Source organism: Chitinophaga sp. HK235 (assembly GCF_018255755.1).
Lineage (GTDB): Bacteria > Bacteroidota > Bacteroidia > Chitinophagales > Chitinophagaceae > Chitinophaga.
Window position 1 is genome coordinate 4,097,778 of record NZ_CP073766.1, and the last position, 15,634, is coordinate 4,113,411.

Annotated in this window: 14 protein-coding genes; 7 read left to right on the top strand and 7 right to left on the bottom strand. The window is 45.8% G+C overall.

Features of this window, described 5'->3' with window-relative positions:
• Nucleotides 1–3 precede the first annotated feature (3 nt).
• Nucleotides 4–570, bottom strand: a complete 567-nt coding sequence (efp, locus tag KD145_RS14810) for an elongation factor P (protein ID WP_212006619.1) — start codon at nucleotides 568–570, stop codon at nucleotides 4–6.
• A gap of 189 nt (nucleotides 571–759) precedes the next feature.
• Between efp and KD145_RS14815 the strand changes: the two genes are divergently transcribed.
• From KD145_RS14815 to KD145_RS14825, 3 genes are all read left to right on the top strand, one after another.
• Nucleotides 760–1,254, top strand: a complete 495-nt coding sequence (locus KD145_RS14815; RefSeq protein WP_212006620.1) for a peroxiredoxin — start codon at nucleotides 760–762, stop codon at nucleotides 1,252–1,254.
• A 99-nt stretch (nucleotides 1,255–1,353) separates the two neighbouring features.
• A complete protein-coding gene (mdh, locus tag KD145_RS14820; RefSeq protein WP_212006621.1) occupies nucleotides 1,354–2,295 on the top strand; it encodes a malate dehydrogenase in 942 nt (313 codons plus the stop codon).
• Nucleotides 2,296–2,525: 230 nt separating this feature from the next.
• Entirely contained in the window at nucleotides 2,526–2,987 is a 462-nt protein-coding gene (locus tag KD145_RS14825; RefSeq protein WP_212006622.1) for a MarR family winged helix-turn-helix transcriptional regulator, read from the top strand.
• Between the two features lies 1 nt (nucleotide 2,988).
• Here KD145_RS14825 and KD145_RS14830 read toward each other — a convergent pair whose 3' ends face one another.
• The 3 genes from KD145_RS14830 to KD145_RS14840 form a co-directional block, all read right to left on the bottom strand.
• Nucleotides 2,989–4,224 (bottom strand): MFS transporter, encoded by a 1,236-nt coding sequence (locus tag KD145_RS14830; protein ID WP_212006623.1) that lies wholly within the window; start codon nucleotides 4,222–4,224, stop codon nucleotides 2,989–2,991.
• 77 nt (nucleotides 4,225–4,301) lie between these two features.
• Nucleotides 4,302–4,994 carry a DedA family protein gene (locus KD145_RS14835; protein WP_212006624.1) on the bottom strand — a complete coding sequence of 231 codons (693 nt, stop codon included), beginning with the start codon at nucleotides 4,992–4,994 and terminating at the stop codon, nucleotides 4,302–4,304.
• A 46-nt stretch (nucleotides 4,995–5,040) separates the two neighbouring features.
• Entirely contained in the window at nucleotides 5,041–6,354 is a 1,314-nt protein-coding gene (locus tag KD145_RS14840) for a dicarboxylate/amino acid:cation symporter (protein WP_212006625.1), read from the bottom strand.
• Between the two features lie 210 nt (nucleotides 6,355–6,564).
• Between KD145_RS14840 and KD145_RS14845 the strand changes: the two genes are divergently transcribed.
• The gene (locus KD145_RS14845) at nucleotides 6,565–8,016 is read left to right on the top strand and encodes an amino acid permease (protein WP_212006626.1); all 1,452 of its coding nucleotides are present in this window, start codon (nucleotides 6,565–6,567) and stop codon (nucleotides 8,014–8,016) included.
• Nucleotides 8,017–8,208: 192 nt separating this feature from the next.
• Nucleotides 8,209–8,919 (top strand): YebC/PmpR family DNA-binding transcriptional regulator, encoded by a 711-nt coding sequence (locus tag KD145_RS14850; protein ID WP_212006627.1) that lies wholly within the window; start codon nucleotides 8,209–8,211, stop codon nucleotides 8,917–8,919.
• A 77-nt stretch (nucleotides 8,920–8,996) separates the two neighbouring features.
• On the opposite strand, the gene KD145_RS14855 is transcribed toward KD145_RS14850, so the two are convergent.
• The 3 genes from KD145_RS14855 to KD145_RS14865 all read right to left on the bottom strand — a co-directional run bounded on the left by KD145_RS14855 (nucleotide 8,997) and on the right by KD145_RS14865 (nucleotide 13,566).
• Entirely contained in the window at nucleotides 8,997–9,725 is a 729-nt protein-coding gene (locus KD145_RS14855; protein ID WP_212006628.1) for a response regulator transcription factor, read from the bottom strand.
• A 255-nt stretch (nucleotides 9,726–9,980) separates the two neighbouring features.
• Nucleotides 9,981–10,946 carry a D-2-hydroxyacid dehydrogenase gene (locus tag KD145_RS14860; protein ID WP_212006629.1) on the bottom strand — a complete coding sequence of 322 codons (966 nt, stop codon included), beginning with the start codon at nucleotides 10,944–10,946 and terminating at the stop codon, nucleotides 9,981–9,983.
• Between the two features lie 217 nt (nucleotides 10,947–11,163).
• Nucleotides 11,164–13,566, bottom strand: a complete 2,403-nt coding sequence (locus tag KD145_RS14865) for a thiamine pyrophosphate-dependent enzyme (RefSeq protein ID WP_212006630.1) — start codon at nucleotides 13,564–13,566, stop codon at nucleotides 11,164–11,166.
• A gap of 195 nt (nucleotides 13,567–13,761) precedes the next feature.
• Here KD145_RS14865 and KD145_RS14870 point away from each other — a divergent pair, with 195 nt between their 5' ends.
• Nucleotides 13,762–14,160: a DUF1573 domain-containing protein gene (locus KD145_RS14870; RefSeq protein WP_245957481.1), complete on the top strand. Its 399-nt coding sequence runs from the start codon at nucleotides 13,762–13,764 to the stop codon at nucleotides 14,158–14,160.
• A 136-nt stretch (nucleotides 14,161–14,296) separates the two neighbouring features.
• The gene (locus tag KD145_RS14875; RefSeq protein ID WP_212006631.1) at nucleotides 14,297–15,496 is read left to right on the top strand and encodes a pyridoxal phosphate-dependent aminotransferase; all 1,200 of its coding nucleotides are present in this window, start codon (nucleotides 14,297–14,299) and stop codon (nucleotides 15,494–15,496) included.
• The last annotated feature ends 138 nt before the right edge of the window (nucleotides 15,497–15,634 follow it).

Below are 15,634 nucleotides of genomic sequence, written 5' to 3' on the forward strand. Positions count from 1 at the left end.
GAATTACGCTTTTACTCTTTCGATGTATTCGCCATTCTTGGTATTCACACGGATCAGTTCGCCCTCTTCTACAAACAGGGGCACCATTACAGTTGCACCGGTTTCTACAGTAGCAGGTTTCAGTGTACGGGTAGCAGTATCACCTTTTACACCAGGCTCGGAGTAAGTTACCAGTACCACGATTTTATCAGGCAGTTCTACCGACATGTATTGTTCAGTTTCTGTGTTGATCTGTACCGCCACTTCCTGACCTTCTTTCAGGAACTGAGGTGCATCGATGGTCTGCTCGGCCATAGCAATCTGCTCAAAAGTTTCATTATCCATGAAATTGTAGCCGGTGTCATCCTTATATAAAAACTGAAATGCTTTTTTCTCAATACGAACCGGGAAAATGGTATCACCAGAGTTCCAGGTGTGTTCTATAGAACGGGAATTATCAACGCCTTTCAATTTAGCCCAAACTTTCGCTGCAGCACGGGCGGTTTTGTTTTGACCAAACTCTACAACAGAATACAAACTGTTATCCAGCTTGATAATTAATCCTGTTCTGATATCTGCGGTGGTAGCCATAAATAGGTTACTGATTTTAAGTTAAAAATTTATACGGATTGCAAAAGTAGAAATTTTTGCATATGAACGATCAACTAATTCCTAAAATTAGGCAGATTAGTGACTTTCCAGCCCAATTTTCGTCTTTTTTCTCCAATAAATGACATTAAAGGGGTAAATTGAATTTTAAATCACAGAAATTTTTTGCATATGCGTAATGTGTTTTTATTTGTATTGTGTTGTCTACCAATGTTCCTGAAGGCCCAAAATGCTGCCCCTTCCAAACCTGCTTATCTGCAGTATCCTGTCATTCCGGCATTCCCCCTCACCATGGTAGATGGCCATACCATCACCAAAAACGACCTTCGCAAAAATGAAAAAACAATGGTTTTTGTTTTTAGCGTAGATTGCGACCATTGCAAGCATCTAACAGAAGAAATGCTGAAAAACCTGGACAAATTCAAACGTACCCAGATCCTGATGATAACGCCCTTTAAGGTAGAACAGATGAAGGAATACTATGACCATTATAACATTAAGAATTACCCCAATATTATTATGGCCAGCGAACCTACCCGCCAGATTATGTATTTCTATGACCTGCATTACTTCCCCGGACTTTATCTATATGGCAAAAAACAACAGTTCATCAAGGGCTTTGAAGGCACTGTGAAACTGGATTCCCTGGCTCATTACCTGAAATAGGGAATACCAGCCAAAGCACGGCCATACCAGGTTTATCTGATCCCGAATCATTACATTTGTTTATCATAATCATTCTTCACTTTTAAAGCTATCTACAAAATGAAAGTTACAGTAGTAGGAGCAGGAAATGTGGGCGCAACCTGCGCCAACGTGCTGGCCCATAGAGATTTTCTACAAGAAGTGGTTTTATTGGATATTAAGGAAGGAACAGCTGAAGGAAAAGCGCTGGATACATGGCAGCAAGCTCCCATCGATTATTACAGCACCAGGGTTACCGGGGTCACTAATGATTATACCAAAACGGCCAACAGCGATGTGGTAGTAATCACCTCAGGCCTCCCCCGCAAACCCGGCATGAGCCGTGACGACCTGATTTCCACCAACGCCAATATCGTTAAATCAGTTACTGAAAATATTACCAAACACTCTCCCAACGCAATTATCATTGTTGTCAGCAACCCGCTTGACGTAATGACCTACTGTGCGTACCTGACTGCCAAAAAGAACAGCAACAAGGTGTTCGGTATGGCCGGTGTCCTGGATACCGCCCGTTACCGCGCTTTCCTGGCCGAAGAAATCGGTTGTTCCCCCAAAGATATCCAGGCCATCCTGATGGGCGGCCACGGCGATACTATGGTCCCCCTCCCCCGCTACACCACCGTTAGCGGCATTCCTGTTACTGAACTGGTAGCGGCAGACAAACTGGAAGCCATCATTCAACGTACCAAAGTAGGCGGCGGCGAAATCGTCAACCTCCTCGGCACCTCTGCCTGGTACGCTCCGGGAGCTGCAGCTGCCCAGATGGTGGAAGCTATCGTAAAAGATGAAAAACGTATCTTCCCGGTTTGTGCATGGCTCACCGGCGAATACGGCCTGAAAGATATCTACCTCGGCGTTCCTGTAGTCCTGGGTAAAAACGGTATCGAAAAAATTCTGGAACTGAAACTTAATGAAGAAGAAAAAGCACTGCTCAACACTTCCGCCCAACACGTGAAAGAAGTGATGGACGTGCTCGATAAAATGCAGTCTGCTACGGCATAATCGCATATACTTCTTACCTGCAGGGCTGATCAGAAGGTTGTCAAAACCTTCCGGTCAGCCCTCACTGTTTATACCCACCGGGAAAAATACCAACATCATTCACAACCTCCAATGTTAATTTGTGTTAAAAAAGATTCGTAATTTTGATATCAGCCTGCGTATAAAATCGTATAAATGAAATACTTCTAATCAGTCGGGCACCCATTTTCGCTAACTCTCAGCAACAGCGTATGTCAAATCTTGAAAAACTCATTACACAAAAAAATTTCGGAGATGATTATCAACGGGGACTTGTAAGCCTCATCTTCGTCGGTAACTGGATCACCTCCCGCCATCAGCAGTTTTTCAAACGTTACGACATCACCATGCAACAATACAACATACTGCGCATCCTTCGCGGACAACACCCCAAAGCCGCCAGTATCAACCTGCTGAAAGAAAGAATGCTCGACAAAATGAGCGATGTGTCCCGTCTCGTGGAAAGACTGCGTAAAGCCGACTTCGTGGAACGCAAGAGCTGCGAACTCGACAGAAGAGCTGTAGACGTAAAAATTACCGCCAAAGGCCTGGAACTGCTCAGCACCATCGATGCGGAACTCAGTCAGCTGAACGATTCCTTCAAATCTCTGAATGAAAAAGAAATCGGTCAGCTGAACAAATTATTGGATAAAATGCTGGAAGCTTACCATTAACCTATATCTCTTCCAGATAATTCAGGTCTTTTCCAAAAGTCTCTTCTATTTTCCAGGCAGCAACCATAGCAATACCGATACAAATTACCGCTACTATCGCCCCGCTCTGCAGAAAGGTGAAATAATGCTGCACCTGTATAAACAACAGGGAGATCAGCGGTAACATGCCCCTCGCAAAGTTAGGCACCGTGGTGGCCACCGTAGCCCGCAGGTTGGTACCAAAACTCTCTGCCGCAATGGTCACAAAAATAGCCCAGAACCCTACACTGAAGCCCAGCAGGAAACATACGGTATAAAACATCCAGGTCTGCGCCCCGAACATATTGAGATAAACCGCCACCATAATACCAGTAAACACCAGAAACAACAACATTACCTTACGCCGGCTTCTCCACAGCTGACTAATCAACCCGGAAGAAAAATCCCCCAGTGTCAGCCCTGCATAACAGAAAGCCACCGCATCACCGGGATTGATAGCTCCGTTGACATTCATTTCCTTGGCAAACTTGTTGGAAAAAGCAATCAGGATACCTACCACAAACCAGGTAGGTGCACCCAGCAACATACATTTCAGATATTTGAAAAACCGCTGCCGGCTGGTAAATAACGCGAAAAAACTACCCCTGGCTGCAGTTGAAGAACGTACTTCATTGAACAGATGCGATTCCATCACACTCACCCGCAGAATCAGCAGACAAAGGCCCAAACCTCCACCGATAAAATAACAGATCCGCCAGTCTCCTACCAGTTTGGCGATCAGGTTGGCCGCCACTGCGCCGGAAACCCCTACTGTGGCCACGATCATGGTGCCATATCCTCGTTTTTCTTTTGGTAATATCTCAGATACCAGGGTAATACCTGCACCCAGTTCCCCTGCCAGACCAAAACCAGCAACAAACCGCCAGAGTACATAACCATTGATGCTATGCACAAAACCATTGGCAATATTGGCCACGGAATAAATCAGGATGGAACCGAACAATACGCTCAAACGGCCCTTTTTATCGCCGACGATGCCCCATACAATCCCTCCGATCAACAATCCCAGCATCTGGATATTGATCAGCAACAGGCCGGCACCGGCATCAATTTCATTTTGTGGTAATCCCAGTTCCTTTAAACTAGGCACCCGGACAATGGTAAAAAGAAGAAGGTCATAGATATCTACAAAATAGCCCAGAGAAGCAACAATGACGGCTATATTAAAGATAGAGGCAGAGCGGCTATCAGTTTTCATTTGATATTTGGTTGATAAAATAAATAACGCTCAAAATAAAAAAAATGGGCTAATTATAGCCCATTTTTTAAAAAATTTTATAAAGTTGTGTCTGATGCACTGGTAACTTCGGATTTGTTGGGGTCGTGATCAATCGGATGTTTGACCTTACCGGAGACAAGCTTTATAATAACCGGTAGTGTGGTAACAAGAATAATCACCAGAATGATCAGCTCCAGATGATTTTTAAGAGTAGGGAACAGTTTGTCAAGATAATGGCCTGCCAGCATCATGGAAAATACCCAGGAGAAGGAACCAATTATATTAAACAACATGAATTTCTTTTTTTCCATCTGCACGATACCGGCCACGATAGGGGCAAACGTACGGATAATGGGCAGGAAACGGGCCAGGAAGATGGCGCCGCCGCCATACTTCACAAAGAAGTCATGCGCCTGGTGCAGGTGTTTTTTCTTAAAGAAGAAAGTATCTTTTTTCTTAAATAACAACGGACCGGATTTCTGACCAAACCAGAAGCCTACCATGTTACCCAGCACACCAGCCAGTGCAATCAGCAGCATCACCACAAAAAATGGCATATCGTAAAAGCTCCGGCAGAGATCCTCACTATAAATACCTGCTACAAACAGCAGGGAATCGCCGGGAAGGAAAAAACCAATAAATAAACCGGTTTCTGCAAAAATAATTGCCAGTAACAGGTACAGGCCACCATGTTCAATAATCCACGAGGGATTAATGAGGTGTTTAAAAAACTCTAAAATCTGGTCCATGCTTATAAATCTTTCAGAATCCGTAAATTAAGAATAAAACTGTTATCTATTTGTTAACTAACACATCCGTAACATCGCTTTCTCCCAGCTTATTCTCCCATTTAGACACCACGGCAGTGGCCATGGCATTACCAATTACGTTAGTAGCAGAACGGCCCATATCCAGCAGGTGATCCACGCCCAGCAACAACAACAGCCCCGCTTCCGGAATATGGAACATAGACAGGGTACCGGCAATCACTACCAAAGAAGCACGGGGTACACCGGCAATACCTTTACTGGTGATCATCAGCACCAGCAACATCGTAATCTGCTGTTCGATACCCAGGTGCATACCATAAGCCTGTGCAATAAACAGGCTGGCGAATGTCATATACATCATGGAACCGTCCAGGTTAAAGGAATAGCCCAGGGGTAATACAAAACTTACAATACGGTTATCACAACCGAACCGCTCCAGTTCTGCCATGGTGCGGGGATAGGCTGCTTCACTGCTGGCAGTACCAAAAGCCAGCAACAGCGGATCTTTAATGCCACCCAGTAACCGGAATACCCGTTTACCAAGAATAATCCATCCAACAAAAGCCAGTACTATCCATAAACTGAAAAGACCTGCATAAAATTGTATGATGAACTTACCATATACCATTAACACTGCCAGTCCTTTAGTAGCGATAATGGCCGCCATAGCGCCGAATACGGCAAAAGGAGCGAAGTTCATCACAAAACCGGTTACTTTCAGCATAATATGTGCTACACTGTCCATCAGTTTTACCACTGGTTGCGCTTTTTCTCCGATAGCAGCAGCAGCAATACCAAAGAAAAGTGCGAATATCACGATCTGCAGGATCTCATTTTTAGCCATCGCATCGATCACACTGTCGGGTACCACGTGATGGAAAAATCCTTTGAGTGACATATCCGCCTTGGCAATGCCGGAAGCAGCATGCGTATCAGGCAATGGAAGGTTGAGCGACACGCCTGGTTGCATAATATTTACCAGTATCAAACCCAAAAACAATGATACAAAGGTTGCACTGATAAACCACAGCATAGTTTTACCACCGATACGGCCAACGGCTTTGATATCGCCCATTTTAGCCACGCCCACCACCAGTGTGGAGAATACCAGGGGAGCAATGATCATTTTTACCAGGCGCAGGAAAATATCTGTGAGGATAGAAATCCGATCAGCAAAGATCTGACGAGTATCACCTTCACCACCAGGAAGGACCACACCTTTCTTTAAGAGGTCAGTAGCGGGAACGCTATAAATGGAATAAACAGCATAACCAGTACCAATACCAACCAACATGGCGATAAAAATGAACAATGTCAGCCGATTCGATGATTTCTTCATGCGACGCCAGGATTTTTCTTTTTTAAAAAATTTAATAATTGTTGTAACCGGAAAATTTCCCAAAAATAAGGTTCTGCCGCTACAAATAAGCCTTTTCCGGGCAAAATAAAAGTAAGGGTTATAGATTTTAGATGTTATATTTGACGGATCGACTTACAACACAACAGAACTAAACTACCTTAAAAACATCAACCACAACTTTTCTTTTGTATGGGTCTTTTATTTTCCAGAACAAAATCTTTAAACCAACTTCTAAATGAAGCGAGCGAGTCGGAGAAAGGATTAAAGCGGACATTATCAGCTACCAACCTGATTGCACTGGGTATTGGCGCCATCATTGGTGCGGGGCTGTTTTCCCTCACTGGTCTGGCTGCAGCCAACAACTCAGGACCGGCTGTAACGATCTCTTTCCTCATAGGCGCCATTGGTTGCGCTTTTGCAGGTTTATGCTATGCCGAATTTGCTTCCATGATCCCTATTGCAGGTAGTGCCTATACGTACTCCTACGCCACTATGGGCGAATTTATGGCCTGGATCATCGGATGGGACCTGGTGCTGGAATACGCACTGGGCGCGGCTACAGTTGCTATCAGCTGGTCACAGTATCTGGTGAAATTCCTTCACCACTTTAATATCCATCTGCCAGCACAGCTAACAGCCTCTCCCTTTGAAACCATCACCATGGTGGACGGTACTACTGTACACGGTTGGCTGAACCTTCCTGCTATCTTCATTGTGATATGCTTATCCATGCTGCTGATACGCGGTACTAAAGAATCCGCCTTTACAAACGCCCTGCTCGTAGCACTAAAGGTAACGGTGGTACTGGTATTTATCGCAGTGGGCTGGAGCCATGTAAACCCAGCTAACTACGACCCTTACATCCCTGCCAATGAAGGCTTTGGCCACTTCGGCATTTCCGGTGTATTGCGTGGCGCCGCTGTGGTGTTCTTCGCTTTTATCGGTTTTGATGCTGTATCTACCGCAGCACAGGAAGCCAAAAAGCCTCAGAAAGACATGCCGATCGGCATCCTGGGCTCTCTGGCCATCTGTACCGTCTTATATGTGCTGTTCTCCCACGTGATGACCGGCCTCGCCAACTACAAGGAATTTAAAGACAGCGCTGCTCCGGTAGCTATCGCTATTGCGAAAACTCCATACGGCTGGCTGCAACAGGCTATCATCCTCGCTATCATCGCTGGTTACACTTCCGTAATCCTCGTAATGCTGATGGGACAGTCCCGCGTGTTTTACTCCATGTCTCAGGATGGTTTATTACCTAAAACATTCTCTCAGGTACATCCTAAATACCGTACTCCTTACAAATCCAACCTGCTGTTCATGGTGTTTGTAAGCATGTTCTCCGCTTTTGTGCCTGTGCACGTAGTGGGTGAAATGGTGAGCATCGGTACCCTCTTTGCCTTTGTACTGGTATGTATCGGTATTATCATCATGCGCAAAAAACAGCCGGATGCGGTAAGACCATTCAAAACTCCGCTGGTGCCTTTCGTTCCGATCATGGGCATTATCATTTGCGTGATCATGATGGCTGCACTGCCCTGGGATACCTGGTTAAGGCTGGCTATCTGGATGGGACTGGGTTTCATCATCTATTTCACCTATAGCAAGAAAAACAGTAAGATCGGCCAACGCGGCGAATAGGCTGCCGGTGCTGCTCAAAAACTGTAAAAAAAAATATAAACAGAAAACCGTCCAGGCTTGCCCCGGGCGGTTTTCTGTTATAAAGAGGCTCTATTTTCCCCGAAAGTTCTCTAAATTTGCATCTTTAGTAGCCTTTTGAGGTAAATACCTCCAATTGTTTATCATTCACAAATAATTAATTTATAACCCATTATGGGAAGGATATTTGAAGTAAGAAAGTCAACCATGTTTGCCCGTTGGGACAAGATGGCAAAAGCATTTTCAAGAATCGGAAAAGAGATCGCCATTGCCGTTAAAGCCAGTGGCCCTGATCCGGACAACAACCCTGCTCTCCGTCGTTGCATACTCAACGCCAAAAGCGTAAACATGCCTAAAGACCGTGTGGACGCAGCTATTAAGCGTGCACAAGGTAAAGACAAGACTGATTACGAAGAAGTTGTATACGAAGGTTACGCCCCTCATGGTGTGGCTGTAATCATCGATACTGCTACTGACAATACTACCCGTACTGTGGCGAACCTGCGTATGCACTTTACCAAAGGTGGTGGCAGCCTCGGTAACAGTGGTTCCGTAGGTTTCCTGTTCAACCGTGTGGGTGAGTTTAAGGTAAAAAATACCGGCCAGGACCTCGAAGAACTGGAACTGGAACTGATTGATTTCGGCCTGGAAGAAATCGGAGAAGACAGCGAAGGTAATATCATCATCCGTGCGGCATTCACCGAATTCGGTAATATGGCCAAAGCACTGGAAGACAAAGGCCTGGAAGTGACTAACTCCGAGCTGAAACGTATCCCTTCCACCACCGTGGAACTGAGCGAAGAACAAGCCAAAGAAGTACTGGAACTGGTAGATCGTCTGGAACAGGACGACGACGTACAGCAGGTTTTCTACAATCTGAAGTAATAACTTTTCTACATAAAAAAAACGTCCCGGCATACACCGGGACGTTTTTTTTATCAGGTTTAATAAACAATAAGCCCTCAGGCTTTCGCAATGATGTGAGTGCGGTCCATCTCATTGATGACCAGCATAAGACCTTTTCCATGGAAAGTTTCAATCCTGATAGACGGGTCCATGGCAATATGCCTGCGTAAACGGCTCAGGTATACGTCCATCACCCGTTGTGCCAGGTAGCCGTCCTGACCCCAGACACTGGCGAGGATATGTTCCCGTTTGAGCTTTTTGTTAGAGTTTTCACACAGATAGCGCAGTAGTTCCGCCTCCTTGGGTGCGATCCGGACGTGGTTGTCTACCTCATTGTCTTTATGCCGCAGCTGAAGCTGGGAATAGTCAAAAATGAGGTTACCGACAGTATAAACAATCCGCTTCTCACTCCGAAGCAGACGGCTGCGTTTAATGTAAACTTTAATACGGCTGATCAGTTCATCCGTATTAAAGGGCTTTACCAGGTAATCATCCGCCCCGATATCAAACCCCTGCAACCTGTCCTGCTCCATATAACGGGAGGAAGTAAATACAATGGGAATATTGAAATCCATCGCACGGATCTCTCCGGCCAGCGTAAAACCGTCTTTCCTTGGCATGACTACATCCAGAATACACAGATCAAAGATCGTTTCCTGAAACTTCTCCCAACCGGCCTGCCCATCTATAGCATGCGTAACTTCAAAATTGGCACGCTCCAGCTGGCGCTTGAGCACTTTTGCAAAAAATTCATCGTCCTCTACCAAAAGAATACGTGATTTCATATTTCGGTTGAATTTTGAAGGTGACTTCCTGAATTAGAAACGCGGTCGACCGAAGAAGGTACCGTACTATTTTTATATATTTTAAATCAATAAGGGTAAAATGTACGTTTCCAAAATTATACTAAAACCGGTTATCATTCTGTTCAGTTTCAGAAAACAGTTCAGTGTATTCATTCATCAAACTAAAAATAACAGTTATTTGTAAAGGAAATATTGAAAATTACAAACACATGCTAAATTTCACACAATAATATTTTATTGTATTTTATTGATACTATTTTGACACGCTCCATTCAGAAAACTTTCTACATTCCCGATAGCCACCCGCAGTAACCTGCTCCTCGCCTCCCGCGTAGCCCACGCTATATGCGGCGTAATAATGGTACCCGGCGCCTTCAACAACGGATTATCAGCTGCAGGGGGTTCAGTAGACAACACATCTAATCCGGCCCCGGCTATCACCCCTTCCTGTAATGCCACCGCCAGGTCTGCTTCCTGAATCAACGGCCCCCGACTGGTATTAATCAGAAAAGCCGTCTTCTTCATCGTCCGCAACAGCGCAGCATTCACAAACTCCCGGTTCTCCTGGTTCAGCGGACAATGCAGCGATACAATGTCTGCTTCCCGGAAACAGGTAGCCTGGTCTACAAAGGTTACACCCTCCATCCGGTCACGCTCCGGATACCGGTGACTGGCAATCACCTTCATCCCAAAAGCCTGCGCTATCCTCGCAACCGCCTGCCCAATCTGACCAAACCCAATAATACCCAGGGTACGGCCCTCCAGTTCTGTCAGTGGTGTTTTCCAGTAACTGAAGTCAATACTACTGCTCCATTCCCCAGCCCTCACACTCTCTGCATGCAAACCGGTATGATGGCACAATTCAAGTATCAGGGCAAAGGTAAGCTGCGCCACTGAAGCAGTACTGTAAGCGGGGACATTGGTAACCGGTATCTTACGGGCCGTAGCCGCTGCTATGTCTACCACATTGTAGCCCGTAGCCATAACCCCGATGTATTCCAGGGCTGGCAGACTGTTGATCGTATCTGCGCTGATAATAGCCTTGTTGGTCAGCAGGATATGCGCTCCCTTCGCCCTTGCTGCCACCTCACTTTCCGGCGTCCGGTCGTATATCGTAACATTGCCCAGCGCTTTCAGTGGAGCCCAGTCCAGGTCTCCCGGATTTAATGCATATCCGTCCAGTACAACGATGTTTTTCATATTCTTTTGTTTGATTGCTAAATATACATGATGAATTAAATAATTATTAACTCAGCCTGCTGCCCCTCTGCACTTTGAAAAAAAACTACACCTTTGCTGCGTCGTAATGAATGAACCTACTAAGCTTGCAATAACTGCTTAATTTTAAAACAGAAGCCACCGCATATGCAGATTGATGCATTTACGGTGGCTTCGCCTATTTTAGTCAGATAAGAAACTATTCTTCCATCATCTCCATCACAATCTTCACTACGTCTTCCGTATTAGGTTTGGAGAAATAATCGCCGTCAGAACCATACGCCGGACGGTGAGCCTGCGCACTCAGCGTACGCGGTGCCACATCCAGCCAACGGTAGCCGCCCTGCTGTTCCATTACCTGCTGGAACATAAAGGCGGTGCCACCTCCCGGTACGTCTTCATCAATAAAGGCGATACGGTTGGTTTTCTGCAGTGATTTCACAATACTGTGATGAATATCAAAAGGCAGTAAGGTCTGCACATCTATCAGTTCGCAGGAGATACCCATTTCTTCCAGTGTTACAATGGCTTCTTCCAGGATACGGGTCATGGAGCCATAGGTCACCAGGGTTACATCGGTACCTTCTTTCAGCACTTCCGGTATGCCCAGTGGTACGGTAAAGGTTTCCAGGTTGGAAGGCAGTTTTTCCTTCAGCCGGTAGCCGTTAAGCGATTCGATCACCAGTGCCGGCTCGTTGGCCTGTAGCAGTGTATTATACATACCGGCTGCCTGTACCATGTTGCGGGGCACACATACGTTCATACCTCTGAGGGAGTTGATGATCATGCCCATCGGTGAACCACTATGCCAGATACCTTCCAGCCGGTGGCCACGGGTACGTACAATGATAGGACAATGCTGAATCCCTTTGGTACGGTACTGCAGGGAGGCAACATCATCGCTGAGCGGTTGCAGTCCATACAGCAGATAGTCGAGATACTGAATTTCGGCTATCGGGCGCAGTCCACGGAGGGCCATGCCAATGCCTTGTCCCATGATGGTAAGTTCACGTATACCTGTATCCGTTATACGCAGTGGTCCGTGTTTCTGTTGTAAACCGGCAAAACCCTGGTTTACGTCACCGATCTTACCCACATCTTCACCAAAAGCAAATACTTTCGGGTTGTTGGAGATCAGCTGGTCGAAATATTTATTGAGCACTTCATACCCGTTCAGCGTGATAGCGTCTTCGTTGTAAGCCGCCGGCACTACTGGCACGTTCAGTATGGAATTAGCACCGGTTGCGTGCAGGTAGGAATTGTAGTTTTCTTTTTCAGCCTGGAGATAGTTGTTGTAATACTGCTGCAAAGCCTGTACAGCAGGATCTGCTTTCAGTGCTTTGTGTTTTACCAGGATGATGGAAGCGGCTTTCAGGATATCCCTGCGCTGCGGCTCACGGTTGGCCTGCAACTCACGTACCTGCTGAGATACCAGTTCAGCGTTGGCTCCGGCGGCATCAGCAACCGGAGAGGCCAGTGTTGTAAAATGCTGTACTTCCGCTTTGATGGGGGTGATATATTTTTCCCAGGCGGCCTTACGGGCATCCTGTGAAGTAGTTTTGGCTTCTGCTTCAATATTCACCAGTGTTTCTTCATCACACAGAGCGTTTTCAAGAATCCATGATCTCATTTTGAGATTACAGTCAAAATCTTTCTCCCAGGACAGGCGTTCCTTGCTTTTGTAACGCTCGTGGGAACCGCTGGTAGAGTGGCCCTGAGGCTGTGTGATCTCTTCCACATGAAAGAGGGCTGGCACATGTGTTTCGCGTATTTTGCGGATAGCCGCTTCAAACACTTCACACATACCGGCATAATCCCAGCCTTTCACATTGTAGATATCAAAACCATTGGTACCATCTGTTTTCCGGAAGCCTTCCAGTGCTGCGCTGATGGAGTTTTTGGTGGTCTGGTATTTACGCGGTACGGAGATACCATAACCATCATCCCATACAAACACTGCCAGCGGCACCTGCAGTACACCGGCGGCATTCATGGATTCCCAGAAATGGCCTTCGGAAGTAGAAGCGTCACCGATAGTAGCGAAACAGATTTCGTTACCGTTATCGGAGAGATGTTTGAGATCATGGAGCGCTTCCACTTCACGGAACATTTTGGAAGCATAGGCCAAACCTACGGAGCGGGGCATCTGCCCGGCAGTAGGTGCCATGTCTGCAGCGGAGTTTTTCATGTCCGCGAGATTGAGCCAGGTACCATCCTTATCGAGGTTGGGCGTGGCGAAATGTGAGTTCATCTGCCGGCCACCGGAAAAAGGATCATGTTGCTGATCAGGGTCAGCGTATAACTGGGAAAAGAATTGTTCGGGAGTAGCGATACCAGTGGCAAACGCAACAGTCTGGTCGCGGTAATAACCGGAGCGGAAGTCGCCAGGCTTGAAGTATTTGGACATCGCCACCTGCGCCACTTCCTTACCATCCCCGAAAATGCCAAATTTAGCCTTACCCGTGAGAACTTCTCTGCGGGCCAGCAGACTAACTTCCCTGCTTACACAGGCCAACCTGTAGTCATTTAACACTTCCTTACGGAACTCTTCGAATGACAACCGGCTTTCTATATTCATAGATAGTGCTTTATTTTCTATCATGCCTATTGGTTAAAGTACAAAAGTAAGGTTAATTATACAGTTGAAAAATCACAAGCCATACCCCATTTAAAATAATCTGATTTTTTTTAATAAGATTTTAATAAATTACAAGGTTACTATTACTTTTTGGCCGTAAATTTGTTTCTGGTCAAAAAGAAATTTATATTTTTTAACCAGTTGTGCTAAAACCATCATATGAAAATGAAAAAATTCATCTTGTCCCTATTCGCCAGCTTGTTGATTACTACAGCTTTGTGGGCACAGTCACAGACAAATCCGGCAGATACAAAAGTGAAATTTGCCAAAGAAACTGTGGACTTCGGAAAAACAGCTTTAAACAAACCAGTAACTGTTGATTTCGAGTTCACCAACATCTCAAAAGAGCCGATTTTAATTGAAGCTGCTCGCGCAAGCTGCGGCTGCACTACTCCTAAATGGACTCAGGAACCTATCCTGCCAGGCAAAAAAGGTAAAATCACTGCTAACTACAGTGCTAACGGTTTAGGCCAGCAGAACAAAACCATCTGGGTGAAGTTCAAAGGCGTTGACCAGGATAAAGAACTGCACCTGACCGGTACAGTAGCTAATAACTAATCTTTTTGTCAGCACAATATTCGGGAGGCTGTCTCATTGGAGGCAGCCTCTTTTTATTGCTGTCTGTGCTACTTTTGTTGCCCTGCCTAACCCCTATCTTTCCTATCTTTGCAAGGCAAAAGATCAAAACAATTTTATGCCTACCATTAGCCAGAGAGGCGTGCAAATGCCGCCATCTCCCATCAGAAAACTTGTTCCCTTCGCCGAAGCAGCCAAAAAAAGAGGTGTGAAGGTTTATCATCTGAATATCGGACAACCTGATATTGAGACACCGAAACCTATCCTTGATGCAGTACGGCATACTGATTTCAAAGTTCTGGAATATAGCCACAGCGCGGGCAATGAGAGCTATCGCCGTAAGCTGGTGACTTATTACGATCGGTTTAATATTTCCCTGAACCACAACCAGATCATTGTCACCACCGGTGGTTCTGAAGCGATTGTGTTTGCGTTTATGGCCTGTCTGGATCCGGGAGACGAGGTAATCGTTCCTGAGCCTTTTTATGCGAACTACAATGGTTTTGCTGTAGAAGCGGAGATCAAGATCAAAACCATTACCGCCAGCATTGAAACAGGTTTTGCCTTACCGGCGATGTCTGCTTTTGAAGCGGCTATCACGCCACGCACGAAGGCGATCCTGATCTGCAATCCTAACAATCCTACCGGCTACCTGTACAGCCAGGAAGAGATGGAAGTGCTGAAACAGCTGTGTCTGAAACATAACCTGTTCCTGTTTTCCGATGAGGCTTACCGGGAATTCTGTTATGCCGGTACCCATTTCTCCGCGATGAACCTGGAAGGCCTGGATGATAATGTGATCCTGATGGATACTATTTCCAAGCGTTATAGCGCCTGTGGTGGCCGTATTGGAGCTTTTGTAACCAAGAACCAGGCGGTGCTGGACGCAGCGATGAAATTTGCCCAGGCGAGACTGAGCCCTCCTTCTTTTGCGCAGATCGCAGGGGAAGCGGCCGTAGATCTGCCACTGGATTATTTCGATGGTATAAAGGCTGAATACCAGCGTCGTCGCGATGTGCTGGTGGCTGGCCTGAATGCGATTCCGGGCGTGTTCTGTCCTAATCCGGGCGGTGCGTTTTATGCCATGGCCAGCTTGCCGATCGACGATTCCGACAAGTTCTGCCAATGGATGCTGGAATCTTTTGAATATGAAAAACAAACAGTGATGTTGTCTCCGGCAACCGGCTTTTATGCTACGCCCGGACTGGGCAAGCAGGAAGTGCGGCTGGCTTATGTATTGAATCAGGACGATATTCGTCATGCAATAGTTTGCCTGGAAAAAGCGCTGGAAGTTTATCCTGGTCGTACCAACAAATAATTATCTGAAAAAACCAGGAGTTATGAAATGTGAAGGTTGGAAACAAAACATATTATTAATAATTTAATATTTGTTTTTATCCAATAAAACACGATTTTTTAACATCAACCTCTTGGTTTTTTCATATTTTATTTTGTA

Coding starts and splice junctions, on each gene's coding strand:
- efp (WP_212006619.1), bottom strand. CDS start 570: ATGGCTACCACCGCAGATATCAGAACAGGATTAATTATCAAGCTGGAT.
- KD145_RS14815 (WP_212006620.1), top strand. CDS start 760: ATGCGTAATGTGTTTTTATTTGTATTGTGTTGTCTACCAATGTTCCTG.
- mdh (WP_212006621.1), top strand. CDS start 1,354: ATGAAAGTTACAGTAGTAGGAGCAGGAAATGTGGGCGCAACCTGCGCC.
- KD145_RS14825 (WP_212006622.1), top strand. CDS start 2,526: ATGTCAAATCTTGAAAAACTCATTACACAAAAAAATTTCGGAGATGAT.
- KD145_RS14830 (WP_212006623.1), bottom strand. CDS start 4,224: ATGAAAACTGATAGCCGCTCTGCCTCTATCTTTAATATAGCCGTCATT.
- KD145_RS14835 (WP_212006624.1), bottom strand. CDS start 4,994: ATGGACCAGATTTTAGAGTTTTTTAAACACCTCATTAATCCCTCGTGG.
- KD145_RS14840 (WP_212006625.1), bottom strand. CDS start 6,354: ATGAAGAAATCATCGAATCGGCTGACATTGTTCATTTTTATCGCCATG.
- KD145_RS14845 (WP_212006626.1), top strand. CDS start 6,565: ATGGGTCTTTTATTTTCCAGAACAAAATCTTTAAACCAACTTCTAAAT.
- KD145_RS14850 (WP_212006627.1), top strand. CDS start 8,209: ATGGGAAGGATATTTGAAGTAAGAAAGTCAACCATGTTTGCCCGTTGG.
- KD145_RS14855 (WP_212006628.1), bottom strand. CDS start 9,725: ATGAAATCACGTATTCTTTTGGTAGAGGACGATGAATTTTTTGCAAAA.
- KD145_RS14860 (WP_212006629.1), bottom strand. CDS start 10,946: ATGAAAAACATCGTTGTACTGGACGGATATGCATTAAATCCGGGAGAC.
- KD145_RS14865 (WP_212006630.1), bottom strand. CDS start 13,566: ATGATAGAAAATAAAGCACTATCTATGAATATAGAAAGCCGGTTGTCA.
- KD145_RS14870 (WP_245957481.1), top strand. CDS start 13,762: ATGAAAATGAAAAAATTCATCTTGTCCCTATTCGCCAGCTTGTTGATT.
- KD145_RS14875 (WP_212006631.1), top strand. CDS start 14,297: ATGCCTACCATTAGCCAGAGAGGCGTGCAAATGCCGCCATCTCCCATC.